Source organism: Pseudomonas sp. MT92, from assembly GCF_058792515.1.
This window is the reverse complement of sequence record NZ_JBXAFA010000014.1, coordinates 102400-128889: the sequence shown is the minus strand read 5'-3', so window position 1 is coordinate 128889 and position 26490 is coordinate 102400. Positions and strand designations below refer to the sequence as shown.

At 55.0% G+C, this 26490-nt stretch carries 31 protein-coding genes and 1 pseudogene; 17 read left to right on the top strand and 15 right to left on the bottom strand.

Features of this window, described 5'->3' with window-relative positions; all coding sequences use genetic code 11:
- Position 1: 1 nt before the first annotated feature.
- From AC1Q6D_RS24675 to AC1Q6D_RS24665, 3 genes are read right to left on the bottom strand one after another with little or no spacing between them, the layout of a single operon-like run.
- Positions 2-190 (bottom strand): hypothetical protein, encoded by a 189-nt coding sequence (locus AC1Q6D_RS24675; protein WP_050682395.1) that lies wholly within the window; start codon positions 188-190, stop codon positions 2-4.
- Positions 187-579 (bottom strand): hypothetical protein, encoded by a 393-nt coding sequence (locus AC1Q6D_RS24670; protein ID WP_103403742.1) that lies wholly within the window; start codon positions 577-579, stop codon positions 187-189. The genes AC1Q6D_RS24675 and AC1Q6D_RS24670 overlap by 4 nt, the downstream gene beginning before the upstream one ends.
- Positions 580-594: 15 nt before the next feature.
- A complete protein-coding gene (locus tag AC1Q6D_RS24665; RefSeq protein WP_103403743.1) occupies positions 595-2088 on the bottom strand; it encodes an AAA family ATPase in 1494 nt (497 codons plus the stop codon).
- 500 nt (positions 2089-2588) lie between these two features.
- Here AC1Q6D_RS24665 and AC1Q6D_RS24660 point away from each other — a divergent pair, with 500 nt between their 5' ends.
- The gene (locus AC1Q6D_RS24660; RefSeq protein ID WP_103403744.1) at positions 2589-3212 is read left to right on the top strand and encodes a hypothetical protein; all 624 of its coding nucleotides are present in this window, start codon (positions 2589-2591) and stop codon (positions 3210-3212) included.
- A 35-nt stretch (positions 3213-3247) separates the two neighbouring features.
- Here the strand turns inward: AC1Q6D_RS24660 and AC1Q6D_RS24655 are convergent, their stop codons facing one another.
- Positions 3248-3886 carry an RES domain-containing protein gene (locus tag AC1Q6D_RS24655; RefSeq protein WP_256590177.1) on the bottom strand — a complete coding sequence of 213 codons (639 nt, stop codon included), beginning with the start codon at positions 3884-3886 and terminating at the stop codon, positions 3248-3250.
- Positions 3887-4794: 908 nt separating this feature from the next.
- Between AC1Q6D_RS24655 and AC1Q6D_RS24650 the strand changes: the two genes are divergently transcribed.
- The gene (locus AC1Q6D_RS24650; RefSeq protein WP_103403746.1) at positions 4795-5748 is read left to right on the top strand and encodes a hypothetical protein; all 954 of its coding nucleotides are present in this window, start codon (positions 4795-4797) and stop codon (positions 5746-5748) included.
- A 45-nt stretch (positions 5749-5793) separates the two neighbouring features.
- On the opposite strand, the gene AC1Q6D_RS24645 is transcribed toward AC1Q6D_RS24650, so the two are convergent.
- From AC1Q6D_RS24645 to AC1Q6D_RS24630, 4 genes are all read right to left on the bottom strand, one after another.
- A complete protein-coding gene (locus AC1Q6D_RS24645) occupies positions 5794-6162 on the bottom strand; it encodes a hypothetical protein (RefSeq protein WP_103403747.1) in 369 nt (122 codons plus the stop codon).
- A 168-nt stretch (positions 6163-6330) separates the two neighbouring features.
- On the bottom strand, positions 6331-6936 hold the full coding sequence (locus AC1Q6D_RS24640) for a hypothetical protein (protein ID WP_146041469.1): 606 nt from the start codon (positions 6934-6936) through the stop codon (positions 6331-6333).
- Between the two features lie 199 nt (positions 6937-7135).
- Positions 7136-9745, bottom strand: a complete 2610-nt coding sequence (locus AC1Q6D_RS24635; protein WP_103403749.1) for an autotransporter family protein — start codon at positions 9743-9745, stop codon at positions 7136-7138.
- A 300-nt stretch (positions 9746-10045) separates the two neighbouring features.
- Positions 10046-10588, bottom strand: a complete 543-nt coding sequence (locus AC1Q6D_RS24630; RefSeq protein ID WP_103403750.1) for a hypothetical protein — start codon at positions 10586-10588, stop codon at positions 10046-10048.
- Between the two features lie 371 nt (positions 10589-10959).
- Here AC1Q6D_RS24630 and AC1Q6D_RS24625 point away from each other — a divergent pair, with 371 nt between their 5' ends.
- A complete protein-coding gene (locus tag AC1Q6D_RS24625; RefSeq protein ID WP_256590178.1) occupies positions 10960-11319 on the top strand; it encodes a hypothetical protein in 360 nt (119 codons plus the stop codon).
- Positions 11320-11458: 139 nt separating this feature from the next.
- On the opposite strand, the gene AC1Q6D_RS24620 is transcribed toward AC1Q6D_RS24625, so the two are convergent.
- Positions 11459-11650 (bottom strand): hypothetical protein, encoded by a 192-nt coding sequence (locus tag AC1Q6D_RS24620; RefSeq protein WP_103403751.1) that lies wholly within the window; start codon positions 11648-11650, stop codon positions 11459-11461.
- Positions 11651-12030: 380 nt separating this feature from the next.
- Between AC1Q6D_RS24620 and AC1Q6D_RS24615 the strand changes: the two genes are divergently transcribed.
- The 3 genes and pseudogenes from AC1Q6D_RS24615 to AC1Q6D_RS24605 all read left to right on the top strand — a co-directional run bounded on the left by AC1Q6D_RS24615 (position 12031) and on the right by AC1Q6D_RS24605 (position 15417).
- The gene (locus AC1Q6D_RS24615; protein WP_103403752.1) at positions 12031-13011 is read left to right on the top strand and encodes a ParB/RepB/Spo0J family partition protein; all 981 of its coding nucleotides are present in this window, start codon (positions 12031-12033) and stop codon (positions 13009-13011) included.
- A gap of 141 nt (positions 13012-13152) precedes the next feature.
- Positions 13153-14070 carry a hypothetical protein gene (locus tag AC1Q6D_RS24610; RefSeq protein WP_103403753.1) on the top strand — a complete coding sequence of 306 codons (918 nt, stop codon included), beginning with the start codon at positions 13153-13155 and terminating at the stop codon, positions 14068-14070.
- Positions 14071-15378: 1308 nt separating this feature from the next.
- Positions 15379-15417: pseudogene (locus AC1Q6D_RS24605) on the top strand (hypothetical protein).
- 1185 nt (positions 15418-16602) lie between these two features.
- Here AC1Q6D_RS24605 and AC1Q6D_RS24600 read toward each other — a convergent pair.
- From AC1Q6D_RS24600 to dnaB, 5 genes are all read right to left on the bottom strand, one after another.
- Positions 16603-16899 carry a hypothetical protein gene (locus AC1Q6D_RS24600; protein ID WP_103403755.1) on the bottom strand — a complete coding sequence of 99 codons (297 nt, stop codon included), beginning with the start codon at positions 16897-16899 and terminating at the stop codon, positions 16603-16605.
- Between the two features lie 105 nt (positions 16900-17004).
- On the bottom strand, positions 17005-17280 hold the full coding sequence (locus AC1Q6D_RS24595; protein ID WP_103403756.1) for a hypothetical protein: 276 nt from the start codon (positions 17278-17280) through the stop codon (positions 17005-17007).
- 36 nt (positions 17281-17316) lie between these two features.
- Positions 17317-18285 carry a non-homologous end-joining DNA ligase gene (ligD, locus tag AC1Q6D_RS24590; protein WP_103403757.1) on the bottom strand — a complete coding sequence of 323 codons (969 nt, stop codon included), beginning with the start codon at positions 18283-18285 and terminating at the stop codon, positions 17317-17319.
- A 234-nt stretch (positions 18286-18519) separates the two neighbouring features.
- Positions 18520-18951, bottom strand: coding sequence for a hypothetical protein (locus tag AC1Q6D_RS24585; RefSeq protein WP_103403758.1), 432 nt, complete (start codon positions 18949-18951; stop codon positions 18520-18522).
- Positions 18952-19423: 472 nt separating this feature from the next.
- Positions 19424-20818 (bottom strand): replicative DNA helicase, encoded by a 1395-nt coding sequence (gene dnaB, locus AC1Q6D_RS24580; protein WP_050682408.1) that lies wholly within the window; start codon positions 20816-20818, stop codon positions 19424-19426.
- An 809-nt stretch (positions 20819-21627) separates the two neighbouring features.
- On the opposite strand from dnaB, the gene AC1Q6D_RS24575 reads away from it, so the two are divergent.
- Complete coding sequence (locus tag AC1Q6D_RS24575) at positions 21628-21879, top strand: hypothetical protein (protein ID WP_050682409.1); 252 nt, start codon at positions 21628-21630, stop codon at positions 21877-21879.
- A 63-nt stretch (positions 21880-21942) separates the two neighbouring features.
- On the opposite strand, the gene AC1Q6D_RS24570 is transcribed toward AC1Q6D_RS24575, so the two are convergent.
- Positions 21943-22404: a hypothetical protein gene (locus AC1Q6D_RS24570; RefSeq protein WP_103403760.1), complete on the bottom strand. Its 462-nt coding sequence runs from the start codon at positions 22402-22404 to the stop codon at positions 21943-21945.
- 995 nt (positions 22405-23399) lie between these two features.
- Here AC1Q6D_RS24570 and AC1Q6D_RS24565 point away from each other — a divergent pair.
- The 10 genes from AC1Q6D_RS24565 to AC1Q6D_RS24520 all read left to right on the top strand — a co-directional run bounded on the left by AC1Q6D_RS24565 (position 23400) and on the right by AC1Q6D_RS24520 (position 26489).
- Positions 23400-23783, top strand: coding sequence for a hypothetical protein (locus tag AC1Q6D_RS24565; RefSeq protein WP_103403761.1), 384 nt, complete (start codon positions 23400-23402; stop codon positions 23781-23783).
- Positions 23784-23799: 16 nt separating this feature from the next.
- Positions 23800-24015, top strand: coding sequence for a hypothetical protein (locus AC1Q6D_RS24560; protein ID WP_103403762.1), 216 nt, complete (start codon positions 23800-23802; stop codon positions 24013-24015).
- Positions 24016-24115: 100 nt separating this feature from the next.
- Positions 24116-24433 carry a hypothetical protein gene (locus tag AC1Q6D_RS24555; protein ID WP_103403763.1) on the top strand — a complete coding sequence of 106 codons (318 nt, stop codon included), beginning with the start codon at positions 24116-24118 and terminating at the stop codon, positions 24431-24433.
- 11 nt (positions 24434-24444) lie between these two features.
- Positions 24445-24771 carry a hypothetical protein gene (locus AC1Q6D_RS24550; protein WP_103403764.1) on the top strand — a complete coding sequence of 109 codons (327 nt, stop codon included), beginning with the start codon at positions 24445-24447 and terminating at the stop codon, positions 24769-24771.
- Between the two features lie 103 nt (positions 24772-24874).
- Positions 24875-25111: a hypothetical protein gene (locus tag AC1Q6D_RS24545; protein ID WP_146041471.1), complete on the top strand. Its 237-nt coding sequence runs from the start codon at positions 24875-24877 to the stop codon at positions 25109-25111.
- A 31-nt stretch (positions 25112-25142) separates the two neighbouring features.
- Positions 25143-25469: a DUF6388 family protein gene (locus AC1Q6D_RS24540; protein ID WP_103403765.1), complete on the top strand. Its 327-nt coding sequence runs from the start codon at positions 25143-25145 to the stop codon at positions 25467-25469.
- A 10-nt stretch (positions 25470-25479) separates the two neighbouring features.
- Positions 25480-25620: a hypothetical protein gene (locus AC1Q6D_RS24535; protein WP_158249379.1), complete on the top strand. Its 141-nt coding sequence runs from the start codon at positions 25480-25482 to the stop codon at positions 25618-25620.
- Between the two features lie 30 nt (positions 25621-25650).
- Positions 25651-25857 (top strand): hypothetical protein, encoded by a 207-nt coding sequence (locus AC1Q6D_RS24530; RefSeq protein WP_103403766.1) that lies wholly within the window; start codon positions 25651-25653, stop codon positions 25855-25857.
- A 12-nt stretch (positions 25858-25869) separates the two neighbouring features.
- Positions 25870-26160 (top strand): hypothetical protein, encoded by a 291-nt coding sequence (locus tag AC1Q6D_RS24525; protein WP_103403767.1) that lies wholly within the window; start codon positions 25870-25872, stop codon positions 26158-26160.
- A 35-nt stretch (positions 26161-26195) separates the two neighbouring features.
- Entirely contained in the window at positions 26196-26489 is a 294-nt protein-coding gene (locus AC1Q6D_RS24520) for a hypothetical protein (RefSeq protein ID WP_256590179.1), read from the top strand.
- The last annotated feature ends 1 nt before the right edge of the window (position 26490 follow it).

Here is a 26490-nt window from a genome sequence, read left to right as displayed (position 1 = left end):
ATTAGCTGGAGACGTACTCTGCCTGATCACTTTCACTCTGAAAGTCGTATTCCGGTTTCTTTTCGACCTCCTGCAACTCGAGGCCTTCGGGGCGCAGACGCTGCTCCAGCGTTTCGCAGGTCTTGCCGTGGAACCCCTGGAAGTCGCCATTGATACGGCCGCCCTTGATCGTGATAACGACTTTCTTCACCACACCACCTCCTCAGCAACAACCTCGAGCGTGCCATCGGCCTGAGTCATCACCGTCACGTTATAGTTTTCAGCTTTGAGTTGTTTCTCGTAGTGGTACGCCAGATAGCGATCGACGATCTTGTTGCTGGTCTGGGCAGTCCAGGCCCCATAGGACCCGTAGTCTTCCTGGTACTGGTTGAAAACGGCGCCCTCAAGACGAAATCCGATCCGGCGCTGGTGGTCTTGGGCATCCACCAGGACCAGCGAGTAGCGCTCATCCGTGTACCCAACGCCCACTCGATACAGCTTTTCGTTTTCGCGAACTTCCCCGAGCCCGGAAAGTGCCTTTACCAGCACATCCAGGTCCGTGTAGGAAACCGATACCTTTCCTTTAACGATATGACTCATTGGTATTTTCTCCTGTTAGTCGACGCTGAGCTGCCGTCCCATCGTCGAGCCGGGAACTTCGTCGTAGGTGTTGGCGGGGTAAAACCCTTGGTCACCCAGGCGCCGGATGCTGTCGATGTCGGCCTTCCGGGTGACGCTTGTAGGTGTGATATCACCCAATGCTGCCAGCAAAATTTCTTGGCTCAGCGCCGTATCCTTGGCGTTGGCGATGTACAAGGCATCAACCACCGCTTGTTCAATTTCAGCCCCGGTGTAGCCATCACTCCCCTCGATCAACGCCGGCAGATTGAATTCTGCGGGGTTGGCCTTGGCCTTGTTGATATGGATTTGAAAGATCGAGGAGCGCTCCTCGATGCTCGGCAAGTCGATGAAAAAACACCGATCCCACCGCCCTGCTCGCATCAGTTCAGGTGGTAGCTGACTCACCCGGTTGGCAGACGCCACGATGAAAATTTTGCCCTTCCGCTCTTGGAGCCAGTACAGGAAGGTACCGAGGAGACGCTTCGAAACTTCATGCTCCCCTTCCGAGCTACCGAAGAACTTTTCGATCTCATCAATCAGTACCACTACCGGCGCGATCTGCTCGACAGTCTGCAGCGCACGGGTGAACTTGGCCTCAGTCTCACCGAGGTATTTCGAGTAGAAGCGCCCCATGTCCAGGCGGACCAATGTCGTTCCGAATACACCTGCGGCTGCCTTGGCCATAAGCGTTTTCCCGCCGCCAGGCACACCGGCCAACAGCAGCCCTTTGACCGAAAGATTCTTTTCCCAGCCAGCCTTACGGACGTTCAGAAACTCCTTGAGCGGTCCCAGTCCACCAACCGTGTCGATGGCCACGGGTTCCAGTACATCCAGCCCCACATCGCGCAGGATGTGATTTTTCTCCCGCCGGATTTCCCCAAGATACTCATGCCCTTTACGCTTCAGATAGGCCGAATAGATGAACACGTTACGCATTTGGCTGTGAGACAACCCCATCGCGTGGTTCGCGATAATCGCGCGTTCGGCATCACTGAAGATTGTTGGTGTCATGTCTGCCCGGCCGGCCAAACTTTCGCTTGCAAACTGAACATCGCGCTCAGCACTTAGCAGTACGTCAATCACCTCCTGCTGATCCATCGGAGGGAGGTCGATGTGATAGACAAACTCCTCGGACAGCGCATCCCGGCCGGCGATGACATACGTCACACCGAGCTCCTCAATTGTGGCTAAGGACGCCTTCAAACTTGGGAGGTTTTCAGGATTGGCCTTACTGCGATCAAAAAAGTACTGGTCAAAAATCACCGTACCTCGACCGTTTTTATCAGCCTTGCCAGCCAGGTTCTTAATGTAATCGGGCGAAGGAACTTGCTTGAAAGGCATGCTTTCAAACGTCTTTTTCCGTTCCTTCGCTGCCGAACCGACGACTTGAATAGCCCGGCTCATCTCAAACGTGTTGATGGCCACCACGGGAAAAGCCAGCATTAGCGGAATGCTGATGCGATCGTTGTTGGTGTCAGGTACAGACATCAATCTCATCTCCAGATGAAAAATCTATGGGTTCAGTGTTTCACGAGGCCACGGTCAACTGGAGCTACATCTGAGCCGGAAACTGGGGCAAACCCCACTTGCACTGGGAGGGTTCGCCCCACCAGGAGACGTGCCCGAGAAGGCTTATCAAGCATGCCACCCAGTTCAGAAATGCAAGCTTCGGAGAATACAGACGACTGTGGCGCATCAGGCGATGAGGTGCTGGAGCAGGAGATCGTTGGCCATCATGTCGCGCAAGGTACGCTTAAACTGGGCCAGGAACAGGATTGTTGGGAGCGCCTTTGATGGCCCAGGCAACCGTGATTCGCACCCGCTTCCGCACTAGCGAAACTCCGTTCAACGTTTGCGACGCTTATGCGACCGAATTCCGACGATGCGAAGCATATTCGTCGCCTTGGTTGACAGCTTGACGGATCGACAGGTTGACCATATATTGGTAACCAATTGATCACTGCTTCAATGCGTCGTTAGGAGGTTTTATGTCCGTCTATGCTATAGAGTCCGCCCCCACTTCGAGAGTGGATCTTGAGGCTGCGCTGGACAGACGTTTCCGCCTGTTCATCGCAAAGCTGCCGCAAGCGGTGCTCGAAAAGTCTCTGAAACTTTCAGATAGAGAAGCCCTTGCTGAGCTTGCGAGATCCGCAGCTGAGGCGGCGAGAAGCATCGAAATCGAGAATCAGGAGGCTATCGCTGAAATGCGAGCTAGGTCCTTTGTGAGGGTCCGAGAAAGATGCGAACTGCTCGAGAGCAAGGACCTCGTAAGAATTTTGGGTATCACAAAACAGGCGTTGAGCAAGCGTATCCAGGCTGGCCAGATCGCCGTGTACACCAACCAAAGCAACGGCAGAAAATACTACCCAGCCTTCCAGATCAGAGATAACAAGGTCCGGCCTGTGATCGCCGAGCTGATTTCCGAGTTCGGCGTCGATCCCACAGACCAGGTGGCCATGAACCTGTTTGTTCAGCACCTGATAACAAAGATCGATTACTCGAACCCAAGTGAGCCCGAGAACATCGTCGAGATGCACACGCTCATGGATGATCCTGCCGCCCGCAGAATCATCAAGCGGGAATGGGACAACAAGTACCTGCACGGTAGATAAAACCGCCCCCCTCTTACGAGGGGGCCGGGTGTTGCTTACTCCAGGCTTACGCCCAGGTCTTGCAGGTGCTTCACGGCAGTCTTACCGTTCGACAAGCGCTCTTTGAGGAGTGGCTTGTGGCTGACCGGTTTAACCTGCTCGCCCCGTTCGTCGAAGAGGGCGGCATTGCACCCTTCAAGGGTGCCGGCTGGCGAATACACGGAAGAGGTGTACAGAAGTCCATCGACGTCCGCGCCACATTCCATGCACGCCTTGCTCAGCGCCCGAGTTGGGTCATAACCTTCAGAGCCCTGCCCCTTTGCCCGGACGACATCGCGCAGCTTGAGACCCGTCAGATTAGCCAACATCGGCAGGTCTATCAGCTTCAAATCCCGTACCGCCACCAGCTGGTGCAAGGAGCATTGCTCCAGCTTGGCATACGCCACCGGGGTGTCATCTCCCGGCGGTTGGAACACCTCGGCGACGGCAACAGTGTCGCTGAACCCAAGGTACAGAACTCCCACAGGAAGGTCGGCGCTGCCGTAGCGGCTATCCGACTTTTTGTTGTAGAAGCGGGGCTCAGCGTCATGCTCCGAATCCTGGGCACGGGCAAACGCGGTTCCTTCAGGCGTGATCCGGATAACCTCAGGGTTGGTATCCAGAATTGCCTTTACATCGTTAACATCGATAATCACCTTTGTTGTACTCCTGATAGAAAATGAGACGGTTTTTTTGGATTCGCATGGGTTACTTCCCTTGCTGGTTGGGTTGACCCGCGCAGACTTCCGCACGGGGCGTGTTTGGCCCAATCGGGCCGAGAGCGAATATAAGGCAAAGTGCCAGCCCTTCATAAGGCCTAATACACGTATCCGATCTTTATTTTGTTAGTCGTGACAGCAGGTTGCGTCGATCACCCACGACATCGCCTACCTGATGAAAGTCCTCGTCGCTATTCCTGGTGGCTGCAGCACCGCTGATAGGGTCGCGCGTGAGAAGACCGACGTGACGAGGGTCTTGGCCGGCATGCTGGCTACCTGGGCCGGGGAGCGGCTCCCTCCTTGCGCGACAGATTTTATTGTTTAGCGACAGTTTTAATTCTCAGAAACCAGTCATTGCAGAGTGATCCATCGAGTCCGCACCTTTTTACTCCATAGTCAGGTAAATGGGCTCTAGCTGGCCTTCAGGACGAACCGTGCGGTACTTACGAGCTTAAACCCCGATATTCGACTCGAGGACCTGATTTTGGGGTAAAACGCGATCGAGGCGCCCAACTCGACAGGCACGCTTGGATTCAGAGAATAAAAACTGTCGCAAGGGAATTAATACTGTCACGCCCCCTGACGTAGCTTCCCCATAGATCCCAGCTTGGGAAGGAAAGCCGCTTCCGAACGGATTTGAAGTAGGGGCCAGTCAGGGTTGTCCAGATGGGTCAGGCACCAGGTTGACGAAGCAGTGTGGAAGCCATAAATTATTGCTTGGTTCGCCCAACTCAACCTGCCACCGGGTTAAATCGGGTGCTATGCATAATTTTGGATTCTCGAACCCTCCGCACACAATCCTGTGATCGGCGAGTAATCGGTGGACGCGATCTTAAGGATCTGTCATGGCCTACCTCACCCTCACGGCACCGAATCTCAAGCTGCTTAAAGACCAGATTCGAGACGCATATAAGATTCCGTCCTCTCACCTCTCCGAGGCAATCGCTGCGGCACTTGGCTTTGGAAGCCACGCTGCTTTGAACGCGCATTTAAAGGGCCAAACAGGTCAATTCATGTCGCTGCCCCTATTTGATTCGTTATTTGAAGAGCGACTGCGAACCCTTGGTTCCCCGATACAAGACTGGCGTGGATTTGACAAATTTGGCTCCAGTGCGGTCATTAGCGACGAGGAGCCAGGTGCGCGATTCAGGCACGGCAAGGCGTTCCGTATGGTCTACAACTTTTGGCTTGCGCCAAACTTTGAACGAGTCCTCGCCGGCAAAGCCCAGCGACCATATGTGAATCATGATTTAGTTGATTTTGAATATCTGCGCTCGGTGATAGCGGACGAATTTCGTTTTGGTTCACCTGTCGAGATTCGTCTGGCAAATGACACCATCGACCAAGTTACGGCACACGTCCGCGAAGCAACCCGCGATTTAAATCTGATGAAGTGCCATGACTTCGCAGAATTGCTTCTCGGCGAAGCACAGAGTCAGTCAACACCCATTGTTGACGTTAGAAGTGAATGGAAGCCGCTTCATCAGCTCAAAGAGCGGAGACATGCGCCTCCCCCAGTGCTTGTGCCAATCGTCGTCGAGTCTTCAGACGCGGAGGATGGAATTTTTTGGTCACAGCAAGCAAGGATGAGACTGAATGTCAGGGCCGCAAACCCAGAGTTTCTGTTCAATCCATCCCAAAAACAAAATGACGATGACCAGCAGGGCTATTTGACAGACCGTCTGCACAAAGCTTTAGCCAAATGCTTTAACACGCCTTATTTACCTTATTGTCAGCTTGATTGGGCTGCATCCGATCCACTACCAGCTGAGTATCAGGGCCTTGGCGGGTTTCGTTAGAGGTTCGTAGCTGCCTGATGACTGTCTCATGGCTGTATTCCATATTCAGTCCAAATGCAGCTTCCGACCCACCCTCCTGGGCGGCTCCGCCTGATTGGGCTCCAAGCGATCAGCCTTTGTTATCGCAACCGGATCAGGCCCATCCGCAGTTTCCTGAAGCTGCCCTACTGAGGACGGTAACGATGCTGATGTTTCAGCGCTCGCGTTCCGCTCAACGGACTGCCCGGAGCGTCCTGAGAACATGAACACAATGATCGCCAACAAAACCATCGGGCCCATGACTGTAGAAATAAACGACATCAACCCGTCCAGATTGTCGGCCATGTTTTGTAGACCGCCGGGTGCGGCAAGCGCGATTCCCGGGAAAATCCCGAGCGCCACTAGTAAGGTCATTCGATAATATTTTCCGCGCATGGGGCATCTCCGAAACGTTATGCCCCATTCTCTAATTACCGCGAAATGCGAGGGCCGCAATTGGGCCGCCCTAAAGGGGCGAACCTGACGCCCTCCTCCACCCAGTATTACGGAAAGCCTGGCGACTCCCGTATGCGGTGATGCGAACCTGATTATCACCTTAGGTGATTACGCAGAAGCGTTTTCGGGATCGCTGCTTGGAACTTGCGCGGCGATGGACGCCTTTAGGTTGTCCCTCACAAACGCAATCGCTTCCTGCGCAACGATTGGCCGAGCCTCCATCCAGAAGCCAACGACGGACGGACTTCGCTGAGGGTTGTCGCGGCACTGGGAGCCACGAAGCAGTAGCGCGACGTCCCCTTGCAGGGAATACAAAGAGTAATTTTGCTTCTCCACATCAACCCAGTAACTCGCGCTGGGCACTTGGAACATCAACTCCAGAACCTTTAGCACCACGGTGGCCAAAGGATCACTCGACGCCTGCAGATGGCTCATCAGCGGGCCCAGCGTACGCAGACGTTCGATGCGAACTCGATTGCCCCAATTGATCAAGCCGGGCGTACGCCCCTGTAGCTTGGGGAGCTCAAGCTTATGGAAGCCTTTGCCCTGAAAAGCTAACCAATCCTTAACTTTCTGACTGCATGCACCGCACAAGGTAGCGTGGGCATAGTTCAGATCACTGCGTAGACCACCCTTATTCCTATAGTGGTACGTGAAAATATCAGTGTGGGCGCAGACACGTTTTGTCGGGGCGCCATGATGATTTGCGGCCATAGGTTCACCACTGTTTACGATTGTGAACCCAGTGTCACTCAACTTTTTAAAGTGCAAGGGGGCATTTTGTTGCTTTGAATCTACCGGTAGATAGCACTGGTTCACGGCCGTATCGATACCAGCCAGGCTCCTTGGTGGCCTTACAGAGGGAGGCATCAGGCGAAAAAAAACCCGCCGAAGCGGGTTTTTTTGATGAGCTTTAAAAATCGTATCTGACTCGGCCGAGCACCGTTTGGCCGTCGAAATCAGTTTTGGTTTGGTAGGTGTAGCTCGCACCCACGGTTACCGCACCGATACGGTAATTGGCACCAAGCGTTGCCTCGTAGCTGTCACGGACAGGCGAAGCACCTGTGGTAACGAACGGGCTACCGCCCAATACGAAAGCGGACGTCGAGGATACTTTGTCACCGATGAAGTCGTGCCAAGCCATCACGGTCGCTTCAGGTTCAATACTGCCCATACCGAGTGGGAAGTTGCCGGCAACACGAACCCCCGCCCCTGCCTCACCAACCTCAAAGCGCTGGCCACCGACTTGTAGTGCGGCCGACGATCCGTGCTCAGTGAAGCCGTCAATCTTCACATTGGTGTAGCGGGCACCAGCGCGAGGCTCGACAACCAGATTGTCGAAGTGGAAGTCATAGCCACCCAGGACACTCGCTCCCAGCAAGTCGGAGTCATAGCTACCCTTGGCTTGAGTCCCCACGATGAAGCGCTTGGAGTCGTTGTCGTTTTTACCAGCAGTCATGCTCCCGTCCACGAACCAGTTACCAAGCTGGTAGCTGCCATAGAGGGTGAATGCAGAGCCCTGCACTTCCGTCTTATCGCCGCTGTCGCTGGTCACGTTGGTGTTCAGGTAGCTGAACGCAGCACCGATCGTGGTTTGATCGTTGATCTTGCCGTCGGCGCCAATCGCAATACCAGCACTGTTGGACTGGAATCCATCAACACCACCCCGGCTGTTCTGGTCCGAGTTATTGGAAAGCGCCTGAGCCCAGACACCGGTTTCCTTCAGTACATCGCCCGACGATAGGCCGGTGCGCAAGCTGCTCACGCGGTTGCTTACTGCCCCACCAACAATGGTTTGGCCAGAAAGCGCAGCCACAGTGCTGCCACCGTTCACCTCAGGGGTCAACTGCTTGGCGATCTTGAGCACTTCCTCGCGGGTTTGCGCGTTGCTTAACGCCTGAAACACCGGGTCGGTTGGCTGCAACTGGCTGAGGATGCTGTTTTTCATAGCCAGAATGGCGCCAGTGGTGCCATTGAAAACACTGTCGTTGCCATGCGGGAAACCGCCATTGCCGCCGCCGTTGTCAGTGCCACCGTCCGGATCTTCGATGTCGCCGATCTCATCGTCAGTCTTTGCCTGAACGACTGCTTTAACAGTCGTGCCGTCCACGGCGAACTGCTTGACGTTCAACAGATAGGAACTGCTGGACACGGACACGCCGCTATCGGCGATAGAGCCAGCTTTCACCAGGACGTACTCGACGCCTTCTTTTGTCGGTGTAAAGTCAAAAGGCTTGGCCGAAACCTTCACCGCCGAACCCGCGTCGAAGGTTGCGGTACCCGAGACATCGAGGTAAGCAGTGTTCGGGTCAGTGTCGGTGGCGAGCATCAGATCCATCGCCGATCCGCTTGCCAGGTGCAAATCACCTTTCAAACTACTTTGAGACGTCCGCAGGTACAGGCGAGCATTGCTGCCGACGTTCAGCGAGCCAGCCTCGATGGACTTTGCAGTAACAATGGAGGACGTGTCCTCCAGGACATTCAATTGGCTAAGGCCAAGGATGTCACCGGTTACCGATCCGCCGCCCAGGTTCAGGGTCGTGTGATCACCACCATCAATGGCGGCGATGCTGCCCATAATGGTGCCTCGACCGGTATTGTTGATTACCAGATCAGACGCGCCGGTATTGAGGATGCCAACGCCCGATGAGGAAATGGTGGAAGTGTTTTGAATGACCGCGGTGCCAAGGTTGCCGTCGGTATAACCCTGAACGTTGTCGACATAGATGGCGGTCACACTCCGGTCCGGGACGCCTTGTGCGCCTACGGCGTTAATCACACCAGTGTTGACCAGCGGGCCGAACGTCGTGTTTTCGAGCACAGCGCTTCTGGCGCCCGCACCACTGGCGTAAAGGAGACCAGAGTTGGAAACGCCGCCTTTTACATCTGCCCCTGCCAATTGAAGGGCAATGGACTGTTCGCCGCTGACCGAAATCACTCGGCTGTTGGTTACTGATCCGCCAATCTGATTCTGGCCGTCATTGACGATCCCCAACCCCACAACCGTATGACCGCTGCCGTAGATTTCGTTGGTGTTTGCAATGTTGCCGTCGATGTCCGAGTTTTTAACCAGAATCCCGTATGTGGCCGGGGTCCCTACAGGGAAGACGCGACCGGTTACGGTGATTGTGCCTGCGTTGGACAAGGAGCCGCTGACAGTGCTGCTGTCGATCAACATCCCGATGCTGTTCGGCCCGTTGGTTTGAATCTGCCCGGCATTGAGCACATCGCCGTCAACAAGCGCATGATTCAGCGCGAACGAAACACCCCCATCGGCAAAAGCCCGCAAGATGCCCTGGTTGGTGATGGACTTTGTGTCGGTGCCATTGACTTCGATCAGGGTCACCGGATCACCATTAATGTCGACGAGCGTCAAACCACCGGTGATGGTCAGGTCTTCAGCGACACTGGTATTCCACACTTTAGGTCCGGCATTGACCTCGTAGCTTTCTGCATTGGCGAAACTGGCCGAGGTCGCAACGGCGATTGCCAGCATGGAGAGTGGGAGCGAGATACGATTCATCGTGAGTCCTTGAATGTGCTTTATTTTTTCACGCTGGAAAGGTGAGAGCAGATTCAGAATACCGACGCTTCGTAAACTGCAACCCCCCTATTCGAACCACTTATTAGAACCATCTGGCACGTCCTCTTTCGGTGTTTCCTTATGCTCCACCGCCCCAGCGTCCACCCCCTACCCCAGCTTTTTTTCCCGTCCCATCGAAACAATGAACGCGCCTGAATCTGGGCAAATAATGAAAAACCCGGCATAGCCGGGTTGGGTGATCAGTGCGGAGAGCAGTACGTCGGAGTTCGCCGAGCACCGTCAGGACTTGGTCGGCCTCCACAGCGCGAACAAACTCAGCAGTCTTTTCACCGCCCCGGGTTTGAGACCAGGTGTTGCAGGATCCGGCGCCAGCGTTGCGCGATATGCCGCCAGCAAAGCACTATCTCGACGCAGCATACGAAGTACAGTCTGATTCGCATCAGGAGTCTCCTGGCTCAGTGAGTAACCGTAGGTCTCACTGATGAACTGCGACACAGCTGCGCTACGAGAGCGACCCGCCTGGCAATTCACAACAATGTCCAATCCGGTAGCGGTCAGCCTACCGATGGATTCGCGCAGACGATCGGCCTGAGGGATCAGAAAATAGTCGCGAAACAAATGCTCAAATTTGGACCCAAACATCCCCATTTTTTCTTCGTCGAAATCACCATCCACGAAATAGTGAAATTCAACACTCCGCCAACGGCTGGCCTCTACCAGAGCCTGATCGTCCTCACCGTCAGAAATGGACAGCAAATGCACTTGGCCTGCCGGCCGATACCGTTGCGCGTCAATTCGTGACATGAACTGCACTGTGGGCATACGTTCTCCTTCAGGATTTTCCTGCGCTTTATAGCCAGTCAGCTAAGGATCGCAGGGTGGTTGCATTCCTTGGGTTGAGTTCGGCCCTCTTACAGTCGCCAATTCCAGACTAGCCGGCGCAGTGATTGCAAAAACGCTCAAGTACCGCGGAGATATGGACGGGGACACTCGGCGCCCCGAACTCACGCACTCCCAGGAAAGATCACGGCGGGCACGCTGCGCTCCCAGTGCAATCACGACAGAGGCCGTAGGAGCCAAGACAAGGCCGGGAAGCAGTTCCAGGTGACCAGCAGCACACTTCACCCCTAACTTGCAGTTCGAAGAGTCCATGGGAAATTCGGATAACCCTATTCCGAAGACAGGAGCTGAAGATGAATCCCTCACCCACACGAAACAAAGAAACCGTGTCCGATGCCTTTCATTTCGAAGGAAGTAACAATGCGGCTCTGACTCCAAGCACACCCCAAAAAATCTATAAGCGAATCCCCTTCTCCCGCCAACCAACCCTGGGTCGCTACAACTCAACACGAGAGGAGTGGCAAGGTGCATACCGCGAAGCACGACAGCGTGCGCGCAAAGCGCAGCTGCCGGACGCCACTCAGAGTGGCATCGAGTGGAAGGCCCAACTCATTGTCACTTATGAGCGGGGTCTTTACGTCGATCGCCTGCATTCGCCGGTTCGGGATCGGTTGGCAGAGAAGAGACTGATTGATGAAGTCGTAGGGGAATAATCCGCCGCGAAGGGCGGTTGGCGCCAAAAGGATTTTATCGCGCCGATTGCCCGGTTTTAACCGATCCACAGAGCTCGATCCGCTCACCGTAGCCCCGCCGATAGGCGCTGGTCCGGGCAAGAATGGCGGACTGCTCCGATCAGGAGACAGGAACGAGCCCTTTAAAGGCCTCTTCGCAGCGCTTGTTGAGCAGATCCATCAGAACTTCGGCATCGTTCGCGGCGTCGACACAATCGCGCTCTAACGCCTTGCCAAGGGCTTCCTTGAGCCAGTTGCTGGCTACTGGTGAGTTGAGTACCTCACGAATCTCGTGGTCAATTTGCGTGCTCATCCTTCCCCCTTGTTGATACGGCGCTTTTCGGTACCGCAGATTTTCCCACAAGCACCGATCCGGCAAGCCTCCATTCACGCCTAAATACGGTACCAACCCCGGGGTTGAGTGGGGATGAAACGATCCCATCCATGCTTTTCGGTCTGATGGGTCGCATGAAGCCCCGGCGTCATCTGTGTTCCAACTCCCCGCAAAAAGATTCTTTTCGACTGGCTACGTCCACCCTGCGACCACCGGCGGTATCAGCCAGATGATCCCCACAAGCGCAGGTTTGACCCGGATTTGTAGCCGGATTGCGGCCTTGCAGTTTAGCGATCGTGAGTACTCTCGAATCATGAAAGGCACAAACGCCGAACCAGATCCCTCATAGGAATGAGAACATGACAGAACACGTCGCCACCCTCAAAGACTCCGATATCCCGGCCAGCGAGTACTCCCTCGATTTCGTGCTCGGCTCCATCAAAGGCGCTCTCGAACGTGGGATGAGCGCCAAGGCGCGCGACCTCTGGATGCCATCGGTTAAAGAGATCGACAAGATCCACGTGATGGAGGGTCTGAACGTCCGCGTCAACGACGCCGACTTGCAGGCCCATGTCCGCAAAATTGCGGACAGTATGAAGGTCAACGGCTTCAAAACCTCCAAGCCCCTTGAGGTCTTTGTCGTCGAAAAAGAGGACGGAAGTTCGGTTTGCTATCTGGCCGACGGTCATTGCCGACTGGCAGCATTGCGCATCGCGCTGACCGAAGGCGCAAAAATCCTGAACATTCCGATCGTCACGCTGCCCACCAAGGGCATTGGCTTGCAGGACATCATTGCTGGGCTGTACACCAGCAACACCGGCAGGCCACTGACGACGTTCGAAACCGCACTGGTGTGCAAGCGTCTGGCCGGCTTCAACTGGACTTCGGCACAAATCGGAGAAAAGCTGGGTTTCGGCGCTGAGTACGTGGATCAATTGCTCGAAGTCGTTAGCGCTCCTATCAGCATTGTGACGATGATCCAGCAGGGCGAGTGCTCAGTCGGCCTCGCTCTGGACATGCTGCGCAAGCACCGTGGCGGCGCCGTAGATGTGCTCAAGCAAGGTTTGGAAAGCGCCAAGCGAGCCGGCAAAAAGAGCGTCACGAAAAGCTTCATCGCCGGCGCCAGCCTGGAGAAGGTCGTTAAAAAGCAGGCGAAGCCGCTGTATGACGCTGCCAAGAAAGTGATCGCAGACCCAGGTTTTAAGGGCTTGAGCCCTGAGAACCAGACCCTGATGAAAGCGCTGCTCGACGAAATTAGTAACAAGGAAAAAAAGGCTGACGAAAAAGCCAAAGCCATTGAATCAAAGGCTGCTGCCGAAGATGGCGAAGCTGCAGCGTAATACCCGCTCGACCGGCCCCTTAGGGGGCCCGGAATGCTCTTAATACCCCATGCCTCCCTTTCCCATCGATGCCGCCGTTGAAGGCTTGCATATCCCAGCTTCGTGAGAGCCTTCCTTCAACGAAACTGCAGGAATGCCCTCATGTCTGAACCGCATAACACCCAGCTAACCACCCGCCCCCCTCTCGAGGATTTTGAGCGAGTGGAGAAATTCCAGTCTCTTCAGGCCGGTCAGTACTGGCGCGCAATCGCGGCGATTCCGCAAAAGGCAATCGCCCTCGATTCGGTTCTGCTACTTCAGTCAATCAAGTGGGTCGATAACGCAGCGCACACCATTGTCATGCGCGCGCATCCGTTAAAATTCGGCACTCGCGAGGAAATTGAAATCCCTCAGCCCGATGGCACAGTTCGCAGGACCTATGTGAGCCATGGCACTTATGACTTCTTGCTGAAGGACTTCCTGCTCCAGTTCGAGTACGAACCGGACGCCGATAAAATTCGCGCCGAAGAAACCGCCCGCATACACAGCACGATCCAGCAGTTGCAATCGGAACTGATCGAAGCTCAGTCAAACCCGGACATCCTTGCACGGGTGGTCGAGGATCAGCTGCGTGAGAATGCCCAAGCCCCGAGTGAGCCAGATACAGCAGGCGGAGCCCTGGTGCTTTTCGACCACTCAGTACGGCAAGAGATGTCTCAGTTAGCAACCGGCAGCATTGCCAACGCCTTGGGCAGCGGAATCACTGCCGAGAAGGTTCAGGCAATGAAGGCGGTTGCTGAGCGCGAGTACCAGGTGGCGACCATCCAGTCACAATGGATTCAGGGCAAGACAGCCGAGATTACTACCGTTGTCAGAAAGCTCACCCCTTTCTTTGAAGAGAAGGCCGCTGCGTCACTGGCCAAGACGGAGGATATCCGTTCGTATGTTGCCAAGCTGATCGAGGGCATTGAGTCCCTGGACCTTTACGTCGGAAGTCGTGGTGCAGACGATCCGCACCGGCAAGCCGGCCGACCCATCCCAGCCGCTGAGTTTTGCGCAGAAGAAATTGTTGATGGATGAGGAGTTGGCCGTTTGGGCAGAGGTCGACGAAGAATTTGATTTCACCAAGGAAGAGCTGTTCTTTGACGCCCTGCGTATTCACGATGATCTGGTCAGTCAAATTTTCCCCACAGAGCGTTGCGTCCTGGTGATGGCAACTACCCGGCGCGATCTTGATTACGGGGATCGTTGGACCAACCAAGCCAAGAACGATGAGAACCGCAAGGTATTCCTAATGGTTCGCAATGGCGAAAATGTTCATCGTGTGTTCAGTCCTGTCGAAAGCCATTTAGGCACCGGTCGGCTCTTCCCGTCCCGGGATGACCAGGACCGGATTTTTCGGGGCGTGGACGGATCACAGATCAAATTTGAGGACGTGGCCTATACGGCTCATCTGTCCAGCCATGCACGCTATGCGTTGCACTACAAACGATTCCTGCTGCTGATGTGCGGTCTAGACCACCGGGAAAAATTGTTCGGTGAGTTTTACCCAGGGCCTGAATCGCTGCACTTTGTCACATTGGACTTCCAGGAGAAGTTCTGCCGCTTTATTCATGACGATGACGGTGAAGGCCTGATCGAGACTACGCCTCGCCAACCGGTTGCAGCATGGATCAAGGAAAAAAATGCTTACCTCTGCTCTGGTAGCAGGGTCCTGTGCCTGTGGCATGAGCTCATGAATCCAGACACGGCACCTAGCGCCTGTAAGGCGCGTGGAGACCATTTTGATCGTGATTTCAGGCCGTCAAACCCAATCGACTTGAAAATTGCCGCCAGGATCGCCGATTCGCTTTGCGTGAAAGTTGAGGTGAAAGGTGGCTACGGCTCTAGAGCCCGTACGTTTTCCTGCAATGTGAATCTGACCTCCTTTGACCATCGCACCTGGTCATCGGGTAACCTGACCTTCTTGTGCCTTGATACAGTGGAGCCAGAAGAGCTGCATTGGTACATCCACAACCGGGAGGCCCGGAGCAACCACATCCAATTCATCCGCTTCTTCAAGCTGGCGCTCGCGCACCTCGAACAAGAGCGAGCAAGTGAGCGGGATGCCCGCAATCGGATGCTGCAGGCGCTTTCCGATGGGGCCATTGCCCACGGCGAAGACGCGCGCGGAATCATCAGTCAAACGGTAATTGCATGGCGTGCAGCAAACCGTGGCAAGCCACTCCCGCAGTTTGTGGATGGCAAGGCCCCAGCGGCGTGGAAAGGCCTCCTCGACCAGATGTACGCACTGGCCGGGAACGGAGTACGCCAAGCCCAGGAGATTGAAGCCTTCGTTCGACAGTCGGGCTACCAGCCGCTAAGGATTGCCCTGACAGGCAACAGCAAATTCGTCGTCTACGCCGCGCCAAAAGACAACGAGCTTGATAATCGACTCGAGCCCCACGCGTGGGTGAACCGCATGATTGTCGAGCACAGCAAAGGCAAACTTGTAGAGAAGAGCCGGCGTTGGGTCATCCTGCGCCAGGTTGATGCCGCCGAGACGTCCCTTAAGGAATGGAGCGAGATAAAGGAATGGATGCGAACCTCTGTATTTGAATCCTACGAGCTCAAGCAAGAGATTTTGGATGAGGTCGTTGGCCACGCCGGCAAGATCAAGGATCTTCTTCGGGGGCAAGATGCGGCCTCGCACCGGGTGCTGCTCGAGGATTGGTTCGAACTTCGCAGCGAAATGAGTGAAGATTCCAACATCGTTGCCAGCCCCAACCTGGTGATACCGGTAGGCGCCTACTTCTATCCCAGCACTAGCAGCGTTAACTACATCGGCGCTCGAATTTCAAACCCTTACGGGTGGCTGTATCACAATGCCCCAGATGACAAAATCCGAGATGAAATGCGCCGCCGATTCATTCGAGCATTCGCCGACAAGGAATATGCGGCCTCACATCATGACCAGCTAATAACCACCAAATCCCCATGGGCCCTCGCGCAATTATCAGCGGAACACCGGCATGAAGGAATGAAACCTCTGTCCGGGGCCTATATGAGATCTATGGGCAGCGGCTCTCATCCTGATCCGCGGCTGGCGACGGCTTACGCGAACTGGATCAGCCGAGATGGTAGGGGTTCTCAGGTTTGGCTTGCTGATGGCTGCGTCGATGAAAACGGGACTCTTCAGCTGGATTCGTTGCTTGGCGTGTCACTGCCAGCTGACTACGATCCGCGCGATGTGCTTGAAGTGCATGCGTCGACGGCCGATGGCAAGGAAGTGCCTTTCGGCAGGTGGTTGGAAATCATTCCTGCAGGTTCTGATTACACGGCAATCAACCGCAATGTTGCGGGGGCAAGTGGTTACTCGTTCACCACCTCCCACTGCGCCTCCCCTGCCGAAGCGCGGGAGTTGGTTCAAAGTAAGGCCAGGGCTGAGGGTGTTGAAGTCAAACCAGCAGAATTGATCGAGGGAGCTCCTCTACCTGCCGAAGGCTGTGAGCGGTGGATCATTCTTCAGCGATCAGAGGGAAACGCTCAAACTATCGCCTGATCAATCACGAACAACTGCCCATATAGAACCGCGCCTGCGGGCTGTGGCCACAGGCGCGGTTTGTGTGGGAGTTACCGTTGAAGCCAGTCTTTCCAGCCAGGGTGCTGCAGAGTAGTTTTAAAAGATTGGACAACTGCATCGGCATTGCCGGCCTTTAGATATTCCAACTCCACTGTGCAGATTCCTGACTCTGTGTTTATCACTACCGACTCGACCTTGGGATGATCATTTCGGCCCCAGGCGGAGTCTTCGTATTCATACCCCACCTGCGGGGGAATATCTGATTCAAACTCTTTGGCAACAATTTTCGAGACGAGACCTGTTTCAGGAGACGAAAAGGAGATACGTCGAATGAGGGTAAACTTCATGAATAAGCCTTTTTTAGATGAGTCGATCGCGCCTGCAGATTACGATCCCGCATAGTGGGTGTCCACAGGCGCGGCGACGTCAATCCTGCCCACCTACAAGCCCCCCTATGCCACGTCATGCGATTGCGCGTCGATCTGTCGCCACAACTCGCTTTCGATAAACTCCGCGTACTTCTCGGACAGCTCCGCACAGCCGTTTCGACCAAGATCCGAAGGCCTATCGTTCTCGTCGTAGACCACCCCGGACACCACACGAAACTCAAGCTCCCGATAACCCTGGGCGTCCCAGTCACTGGCCCATGTCCCCGGACTGGGGTCAGCGTTAATCAGATCGGTGACTTCGCACTGAAGCACAAAGCCTTCAAAAGCGACTTCATACACAGTGACCTCCTGAAATGCTTTGGCGTGCCGCCGCAATCACGGTGCGTCGTGAGCATCCGATTCAAGATTGATTTCTGATGCCGGTTTGTCCTCGCGTAGCCCGAGAAAAACAGCGTGGCGCACCTTACCGGCCGGGGTAATCTCGGTGTATTTCACTTCACAAACGAGTTGGGGCTGTACCCAAACGGCGGTGATGCCCTTGCCCAGTTTGGGCGGTACCGGAAGTGATGAGTCAGCTTGTTCCAGCTCCGCCAACGCTAGACGCAGGCGTTTGAGCGTGCGGTTGTCAAAACCTGAGCGCACGCGACCGGCATACACCAGTTGGCCGTCGTCATTGTGCAGGCCGAGCAGGAGCGAGCCGATGCCGCCGGCGGCGCCGGTGTACCCAAGAATGATGAACTCCTGGCGTGGCGAGCATTTGACCTTGACCCAGTCGCCGTTACGCTCGGAGGCATAAGGGCTGCCGGCTCTCTTGCAGACGATGCCTTCCATCTCTAAAGCGCAGATATTGTGCAGCAGGTCGCGAGGATCGACATCCAGGGTGTCGGTTAAACGCACATGCTGCAGCTCCACCCGGTTGAGGAGTTTGCTCAGTCGCGATAGACGTTGCTCGATCGGCAGCGAGCGCAAATCGCGGCCGTTTTCGAACAATAAATCGAACGCAAAAAGGCGCAAGGCATCTGTTTTGCCGCTACTGAAAGCAGACTGCAACGACGAAAACAACGGCCGACCATCCTCGTCCTGCACGACGACCTCCCCATCGATCCATGCTGAGCGCACCGGTAGCATGAGCAGCTCGTGGGCGAGCACTGGCATGCGTCTCGTCCAGTCATAGCCATTTTTGGTGAGCAGGGTAACGGTACCCTGGTCGATTCGCGCCATCAGCCTGTAGCCGTCGAGTTTTATTTGAAAAAGCCAGCCGTCGCCGTCTGGCGGGCGGCTGGCCATGGTCAACAATTGCGGCTTGATCCGCTCAGGGCACGGCAAGATTTTCGGCGAAGCCATGACACCAGTCTCGCAGGCAAGGTCATTAATCTGTGGATTCGTCAGAAGGCCAAAAGGTCATTGTTAATTCGACTCTGCTCCTAGATTGCTTTGGCGCGCAAAGCCAATACAGGCCACCAAACTACGCCCAGCCTCAAAACCCGAGCAAAAAAAAAGCCCGGACAATGCCGGGCCTTTCCTTTTTTCCATTCAGGTGCAACGACTGGAGCATTACACCTCATGAGCAACAGATGCCTATAAGTGAAGAAATGGTGTTAAGCCAACTAGAAACCCCATAACCCCAAGAATGCCCCCCATCACGCCGAGCCGAGTCGAGAGCCGAAGACCTAGATCGGGATGCATCCAAAAATGGGCATAGACCTCAAATGTCGACGCCCGTCTGATTTCCAGGTCGACGTCAGTTTTGAATCTGATACCGAGCACATCGACAGCATCGTAATCCAAGGCAACAGCACGCTTGGTAATCGAGATGCCCCCTGGTGTACCCATTGCATACCGAAGAACCCGTGACCCATTTTGTGGATTACAGATGACCACCGCTTCCCGCCGGAAAAACCTTTCACGGTCCAACCGCTTGGAATCGATGTTGCTGTTGTGCAGGCGGACGATGGAGTGTTGCAGACCACAGTCCTCGGGCAGAAGCTGAACGACCGTTTCTACTTTCATCGTCACACCAGCTTTCCGGTTAGACCGGAAATTGCGTGGTGCCCAAGGATGACCGTAGGGGTATAGCGGTAGTGAAACCAAACCACCTCTCCAGTGGTAGCCTCGAAAATCCAGCCTCCTGCAGACTCACGGTGAGCATGTGCAGCCTCAATGGTTTCAAAGCCGGAAAAAGTTGGTTCTAGCGACATAGTGTGTACCTCCAAATTAAGCTTTGCAGGCACACCCACCCTACCGGGAGAGTGTGCCCGGTAGGCGAAGAACCCGGGCAGAGTTGCCGGGAGGTTGGGACGAGAATCAGGTCCAAAAGGACCAGGAATTCCCAATGGTGCGAATTGCTGGCAGATGGGCCAGCTTCCCTTTTGGTCGCAGTTCATTCTGCAGGCCAAAATCAGATTCTAAGGTAGCTTTGGGCCCGGTCAAAAACAAGCGCTCAAAGCGAGCAAAGGCTCATCTCGGTCAGGACCACATAGCTTTACTCGTCGTCGAAGTTGTAACTGCCCGGCGCCAGGTTTTCAAAGCGGGTGTACTTACCGATGAACGCCAGTCGCGACGTGCCAATCGGGCCGTTCCGCTGCTTGCCGATGATGATCTCGGCGATGCCTTTGTGCTCGGTTTCCGGGTGGTACACCTCGTCCCGGTACACGAACATGATCACGTCCGCATCCTGCTCAATCGCTCCGGATTCCCGGAGGTCGGAGTTGATCGGGCGTTTGTTCGGTCGTTGCTCCAGGGAGCGGTTGAGCTGAGACAACGCCACCACCGGGCAGTTGAATTCCTTGGCCAGGGCCTTCAAGGAACGGGAGATTTCGGAAATCTCGTTGGTCCGGTTGTCGCCGCCCGAACCCGGGATCTGCATCAATTGCAGGTAGTCGATCATGATCAGGGCGACATCGCCGTGTTCACGCACCAGACGCCGGGTCCGCGCGCGCATTTCCGAAGGGCTGATACCCGCCGTATCGTCGATGAACAACTTTCGATCGTTCAGCAGGTTGACTGCCGACGTCAGGCGCGGCCAATCGTCGTCATCCAGGCGACCGGCACGGACCTTGGTCTGGTCGATACGGCCGAGGGACGAGAGCATACGCATGATCAGCGATTCGCCTGGCATCTCCAGCGAGTAAACCAGTACGCATTTGTCGCTGCGTAGTACGGCGTTTTCCACCAGGTTCATCGCAAAGGTGGTTTTACCCATGGACGGACGGCCGGCGACGATGATCAGGTCGGCTGGCTGAAGGCCGCTGGTCTTTTCATCAAGATCGGTGTAACCGGTGGACAGGCCAGTGATGGCGTTGTCGGTGTTGAACAGGGTGTCGATGCGGTCGATCGCCTTGGTCAGCAGGTCATTCACGCTCACCGGGCCGCCGGTTTTAGGCCGGGCCTCGGCGATCTGGAAAATCTGACGCTCGGCTTCGTCGAGAATCTCTTCAGCGGTGCGTCCTTCCGGGTTGAAGGCGCTGTCGGCAATCTCGGTCGCGATGCCGATCAGCTGCCGCAGCGTTGCCCGCGCGCGGACGATCTGCGCATAGGCCTTGATGTTGGCGACGGACGGCGTGTTTTTCGCCAACTCGCCGAGGTAACCGAGGCCGCCGACCTGCGAAGTCTGACCTTCCTTGTCCAATTGCTCGGCAAGGGTCACGACGTCGATCGGGGAGTTCTGGTCGGCGAGCTTGGCGATCGCGCGGAAGATCAGGCGGTGGTCATGCCGGTAGAAATCGCCGTCGGAGACTTGATCGAGCACGCGTTCCCAGGCGTTGTTGTCCAGCATCAAACCACCGAGCACTGCCTGTTCGGCCTCAATGGAATGCGGTGGGACCTTGAGAGATGCAGTTTGGAGGTCGTATTGCTCAGGAGCGGACAATTCGTTCATGGGCTCGCTTTTTCTTCATCTGGTGAAATGAAAACCCGTTACCGGCGGTCCTGGTCGAATCTACGAAGGGCCCGGCTGCTAATGACTGCACGCAATTGACCCCAGACAGGGCCTCCGCGTCAATCCGTGAATTAGGTGGGTGGCATCCTACCGCACCTTTCGCGGCTGGCAACGAACACCATGGGACGCTTAGCCCTAAGGCACAGCAGAGTCAAAATTGTTTCACACTTCCTAAAACCGCAAGTTTCCTTGATCGGGTCATCTCCATTGGGTGCCACACCGCACCCCGTATTGTCGAGCATGCGTGACGGCGTGTACCATCTTGTCTCCTTACAGCCTCCGGCTGTCCCCTCGGGGCAGGTCAAGCTGGACCTGGGTTCGCCGAACAAAGCACAACAATCCACCCACCTGGGGTTTCATGCCCCTGTCGGGACGTGGAACCTCAATACGCATGAGGTTTCCATGGAGATTTTCCTTTGGTTTATCGCGATGATCTGCGGTTCATACCAGTACGAGCCGGCATTCCTTCTGCTGCTCTCATTTGTTTGCTTGACTATCATATTTGTTCTGGCAAACCTCTGGTTCCGCCGTACGAAACCGTCGAAGGCAATCCCTGAGAAAAAGGTCAGGTAGCGGTTACTCGTAGGTAGAAAATCTTCGTAGTGGGTCCCTTAGGGGAAAACCACCTCGATGTGTATGTTGCCCCATGCTTAATTCCAGTTGCTTGGACTCGATTCAAAACACTCAACCGTCAGTGGGGCAATGTCCCCTGCGGGGCATCGTCTCACTCCCTCTGCAGGAGCGAGAAAATGCAAGATCCCATTATTGTGTGTGGCCAAACCATTGGCGTAGATTCGTATCTCGGCACATCTGAACAAGCAGAAACTGTGACTCACGCGTTGATTAGCTTCGGACACGTTCTCAAGGACGGGTCAGCCCAGGTCAAGCGTTTCAGTTTTGATGCTTTCGCTGATCAAATCGAGCGATGCTACTCCCCTAGCCAACGTACTGCTGAGGTGGTCAGGACTTTGCGCTCGGTTCAACTGCTGCAGCTCAATTAGATCTACCCAATAAAAAACCGGCGAATATGCCGGTTTTTTTTCGCCCAAAATCACGGCGGCCCGCTAACCGGCCTTCTGAGCCAAACTGAGCTGAATATCACCATCTGCAGCGAGGCCCAAGGCGCGACGGATCAACAGGTGCTTACGATTGGTAAAGTGGTTTACGATGCCAAGCTTAAGTAATCCGCAAGCAGTCCCGAGTCCGACGGCCATTCCTCCAACCAGGAGCGACGTGTAAGCGCTAACAACCATTAGCCCCGCTGCGTTTTCCGAAAGTAACTCGTTGAACCGCCCAGGCGAATCGAGAGCGAACAACGTCGCGCCCACGACCATGATGAAGGGTGCGATTTGTACCACTGTTGCTACACCGCGCAACATGCTGGCGGCATAGTTAAACCCCTGTTTCAAATACAGACGTTTATCTCGTTTGACCTCCTGCTCGAGATTTTCAACCTGTTGGCCGTCGAGCTCGCCAACAGAAACTCCATTCATACTCACCACCCATTTAGCCGGCGTATTTTCCATATCTCATTCCTCAATCCGTGCTTCCGGTCGGGACCGGACGATTAACCTAAAATCGATATGCCAGGTCGAGCTCAGCCGAACAGCCTGTCCCTACTGGCAACGTTATTTGCTGGTCAATGGTCTGCTACAGGAGGTTCACTCAGGGTGCACACCCGAGCACAGCCCGCCCACCAAACAACTCGAATGGTCTCACCAGATTGAAATAAACAGAGTTCAATCCGCCCCAAGTTAAGGGGACGAACTTGCTGTCCACTCAAAATTAAAAGCGACTGCTCGCAGATGAGTCCCATGACAGTTCTGGCCTGTCGTAATGAATGAGACTGCTCGTTGAAATAGCAACGACTGCCGTATGCCCCTTTGGAAAAAGCTGCGACAAGCTGTGGCATTTTCCTTGAACACCGCGTCGGGCTTGTTGGAATAATGATCAGGAAACCCGTTGCCATCTCTCTCAGGATCGACCTCGATCCCCGTCCAATCCTGACAGAGAATCCCACATGGCCACCTGCCGAGCTGCACCCCTTCGCCCTATTCAATTCCGGCACCAGATCCGCGTTACCGCAGTTACCGGGCGAATGTCGTAACCTGACGTGATGCTGCTGTACCTGACTCACACCACCGGCATCAGCGTTATCGCGCTGGCATTCCTGAGGTGGGCGACGTGCTCTTCCCCAGCGGCGCGATCCGCCCCGAAGTCTATCTCCGGCCGAGATTACGAAAGGCTGTCGGCCACACTGTCCGTAGATCAAAATACGATCCCGCCGAGCCTTTGAGTTCGCCCTGGCCTAGCTATTCGCTTCAGAAACGGTGTCCATTTGGTGCTTGCACTCTCTTGCAATGTGGGAAAATGCCAGCATCGAGTTGGGATGTCGCTCTGAGCCGTAATCCTAACCAATAGCTAACAGAGGAAAAGTCGCTGCCCCCACAAGCCCGCCCCGTGCGGGCTAAGCAGTGAGAGAGGGATGCTTTTCGCTCCCCGGGATCAAGCAGGATCAACCATGCAGACAATCACCGCTACTCAGAGCCTTACTGCCACTGATCGAGAGAGGCTTCGCCAGATCAAAAAAACGGCGGCCTTCGATGAATGGCGTCAAAGGCTGCGCCCCAATGACCGGCTTCCACGTGGCACCTATTTCAAAGGCAAGAAAGCTGGTTCAGCCTTTTTATTCATGGATGAGCTTTGGCAGGCCAATGCAAATAAACCCTATGACCTCAGCCAGTTCAAACCCTTCGAAACGATCATGTTTTACCAGCCATCAGGGGTTCGGGTTACACCTGAGTCGCTGGCAAGGTTCGCAGTCATGGAAGGTGTCGAATCCCCATCACCAGGTGCACTGGCAGTCTTGGCCTCGATTGAGGCCAAGACCGACAAGCCCGAATAGCACGGAAAAGAACACCATGAAAACGAAGCTGATCCTTTATTGGCTGCTGACAGCTTGCATCGGTGCCCAGGCCGGTTACGGTCTGTACAGCTACACAACAGGTGGCAACGCGACACGGAATTACGTCATTTTGGGCGTGGTGATGTTCGTTGTGTTTCTGGTGAAGTCTGTGCGACGACAGCGCCGCTTTCTGGCTGCTGTCGTGGAGTCACCCGAAAATCAAATCGGTTAAAGGAAAAGTCGCCCGCTGTACCCCAAGGCTCGGCTCTCAAAAGCCGGGGAAGCCAGTAGGAGAGACGCAACTTCGCGTCATAACGACATTGGAGCGAGCCATGCTCAAGCCAAGCAACCCGTTCACCCTGCCCGAGCTGGCAGAAAATGAAACTGGGTTTCCGCCGTCGATTTTGAAATCCGCGTGCACGCTCGCTGCGCACTACATCGCTGCGCGGGAGAGAGGCGACGTTGAGGCCACTGAGAGCTTTGATGGCGACATTGGTGCACTGTTAAGCGAGGAGTTCGACATGAACCAGTACAACGAACGGGGACTGTTCAGGGCGCGTTTCATGGTGATGATTCACGACTGCAACGCTGCTTTCGGTCGGCTGGATTACCAGCATTCGCACTGGGCCTACGACACCTCGCGGGTGTAATAGAAAAGACCATGCCTTTACCAGAGATCGCACCATTGGCGCTTGAGAGAGTGATTGTCGGCAGTATCGTTGTATTCACTGCCGCTGGACTCCTCGGGTCAGCAGTTGGCCATCTACAACGTCGCTGGCAAATCAGCAACACCGCAGCATGGCTTTTTTTCTTCGTGGCACTTTTGGCTACCGTTGCGCTGTCGGGCCTCTTCCAAGTCGCGGAGCGTTTCGCTCCCCACTTGCAGCCTTATATGGGCATCGTTGCCCTGATTTCGGTAATCGCGAACGCGGCGGTCTGGACGGCGTGTTTCTACACGTTATTCGGCGGTAAGCGCTCAAAGTCGTAAGTTGAGGGAATAATTCCGCTGAACACCACCGGCCCTTGATTGGGCCTTTGGCATTACCAGGGCGCGGTTTTCGCGTCCGCGATACTGAAATGGGATCTGAATTATGAGCACGACCCGACCAATTACGTTAAGCCCGACTTTGATTGACTCTTGTGTGGCTGCTGTACGTCGCCTTATTGAAGATCTGCGGACCATGCCTGCGGCAGTCGTGGCGGTCGAGTATGCCGAGCTTAATGGCAGACTGCGCACACTTGCAGCGCTAGGCTTGATCGACGCAACTCAGGAAGGTGAGCTTTTTCATCAGGCAAACGAAGCTCGACAGGTTGCCGAGGAAAGCTGATTCAGCAGAAGCAGACGGGAAAATTGAATCAATGAACATTGAAAACCGCTACAGCGCAGCCCGCGAAAAATTCTTCGCTGAAAATCCTCGCGCTCTCACTCAGATTCAGTCGGTCAAACCAGCCGTTATCGAGGCATGCGGCATGACCGTTGATGAGTACCGTGAACAGCAGCGCCTTGTGGTTTTTGCAGAAGCTGCCCGAAGCCATGGACTTGAGGTTGATGAGTTCGTGATTCGATTGGTGGCCGAATCACCGGAGCAAGCTAACGAATGGCGCTTGGATCACCACCGCAAAATCGCCGCAGCGCTTGGTATCGATTGGGATGAGTACAAGCAGCTAAACCGTATCGCTGGATAGGAAAAGTACGATGAAATATGTAGAAGCTTCCGGATACGTGCTGTGCAACATCAGCTTGATTGTCGGTTTGGGAGCGATGTTTTACCGTTCGAAAATCGACGTAACTGAACGTGGCCGCCTGGTGGCCTACGCCAACGGCTTAACGATCTGAGCGCACAAACAAATGATCACGGGAAATCCGATGCTCGATCGCGACATTGCGGTGAAGCTACCGGTCATTGATGGTCCTTGCAAAGGACAGCAAATGGCACGACCAGGGGAGCTGTTCACCTTTGAGGTGAACAGCGCAATAACCAAAACGAAGGCCCAGGTCACCTACTGCTTACGTCGCCATCGGCTGCTGGGGCTTGTATGGGCCTTGCCTACCAACAAAAGCGTGACCAAATGACAGGAAAAAAGCATGAAGCAAAGTAAGATAACAATGCCGCCGTGGGGGATAAAATTGACCTGCGCGGTCATCGCGGGCACAGCAGCAATTTCAGCTTTCATTGGGGCTTTCTATGCCTTCCTTGTCGTCTTGGCCGTTGGTGACAAGTGGGCATTGCCCTTCGTTGCTATCGCGCTTGTAGCGACCTACAGCGGCATTCCTGTGATGGCCAAATGGATCAATGAGCGCCTGCTTGCTGCACTTTCAAACCTTTCGAAAAGGGGGCACGCATTAAGCGTTCCTGCCAAAAGCATTCGACCATAAACAACTTGCCCAACCGAAACTTTTAAGGAGTCACTGTGACTGAACAACGTGATGCAACTGGTATGCCTGAAAACTGGGAGGTGGCTTTGATCGTCGCAGTTGAGAAGGCTCTGGTGCAGCTCCGTTGGCTTATCAAGAGCGAGCACCGGAAAGCCGATGGAGTGGAGAAGCCGGACGTACATGCCCAGGTCAGCCGACTTTCCGCGCTGACTGACCTTGCATACCCCGGTATCGGTGGGCTCCCGATGAGCGAGGCGACTGCCGCCAAGCTGCACCAACACAATGCGACCGCAATGCAGTGGGTCCGGGACGGGAGCGCCAAACTATAGC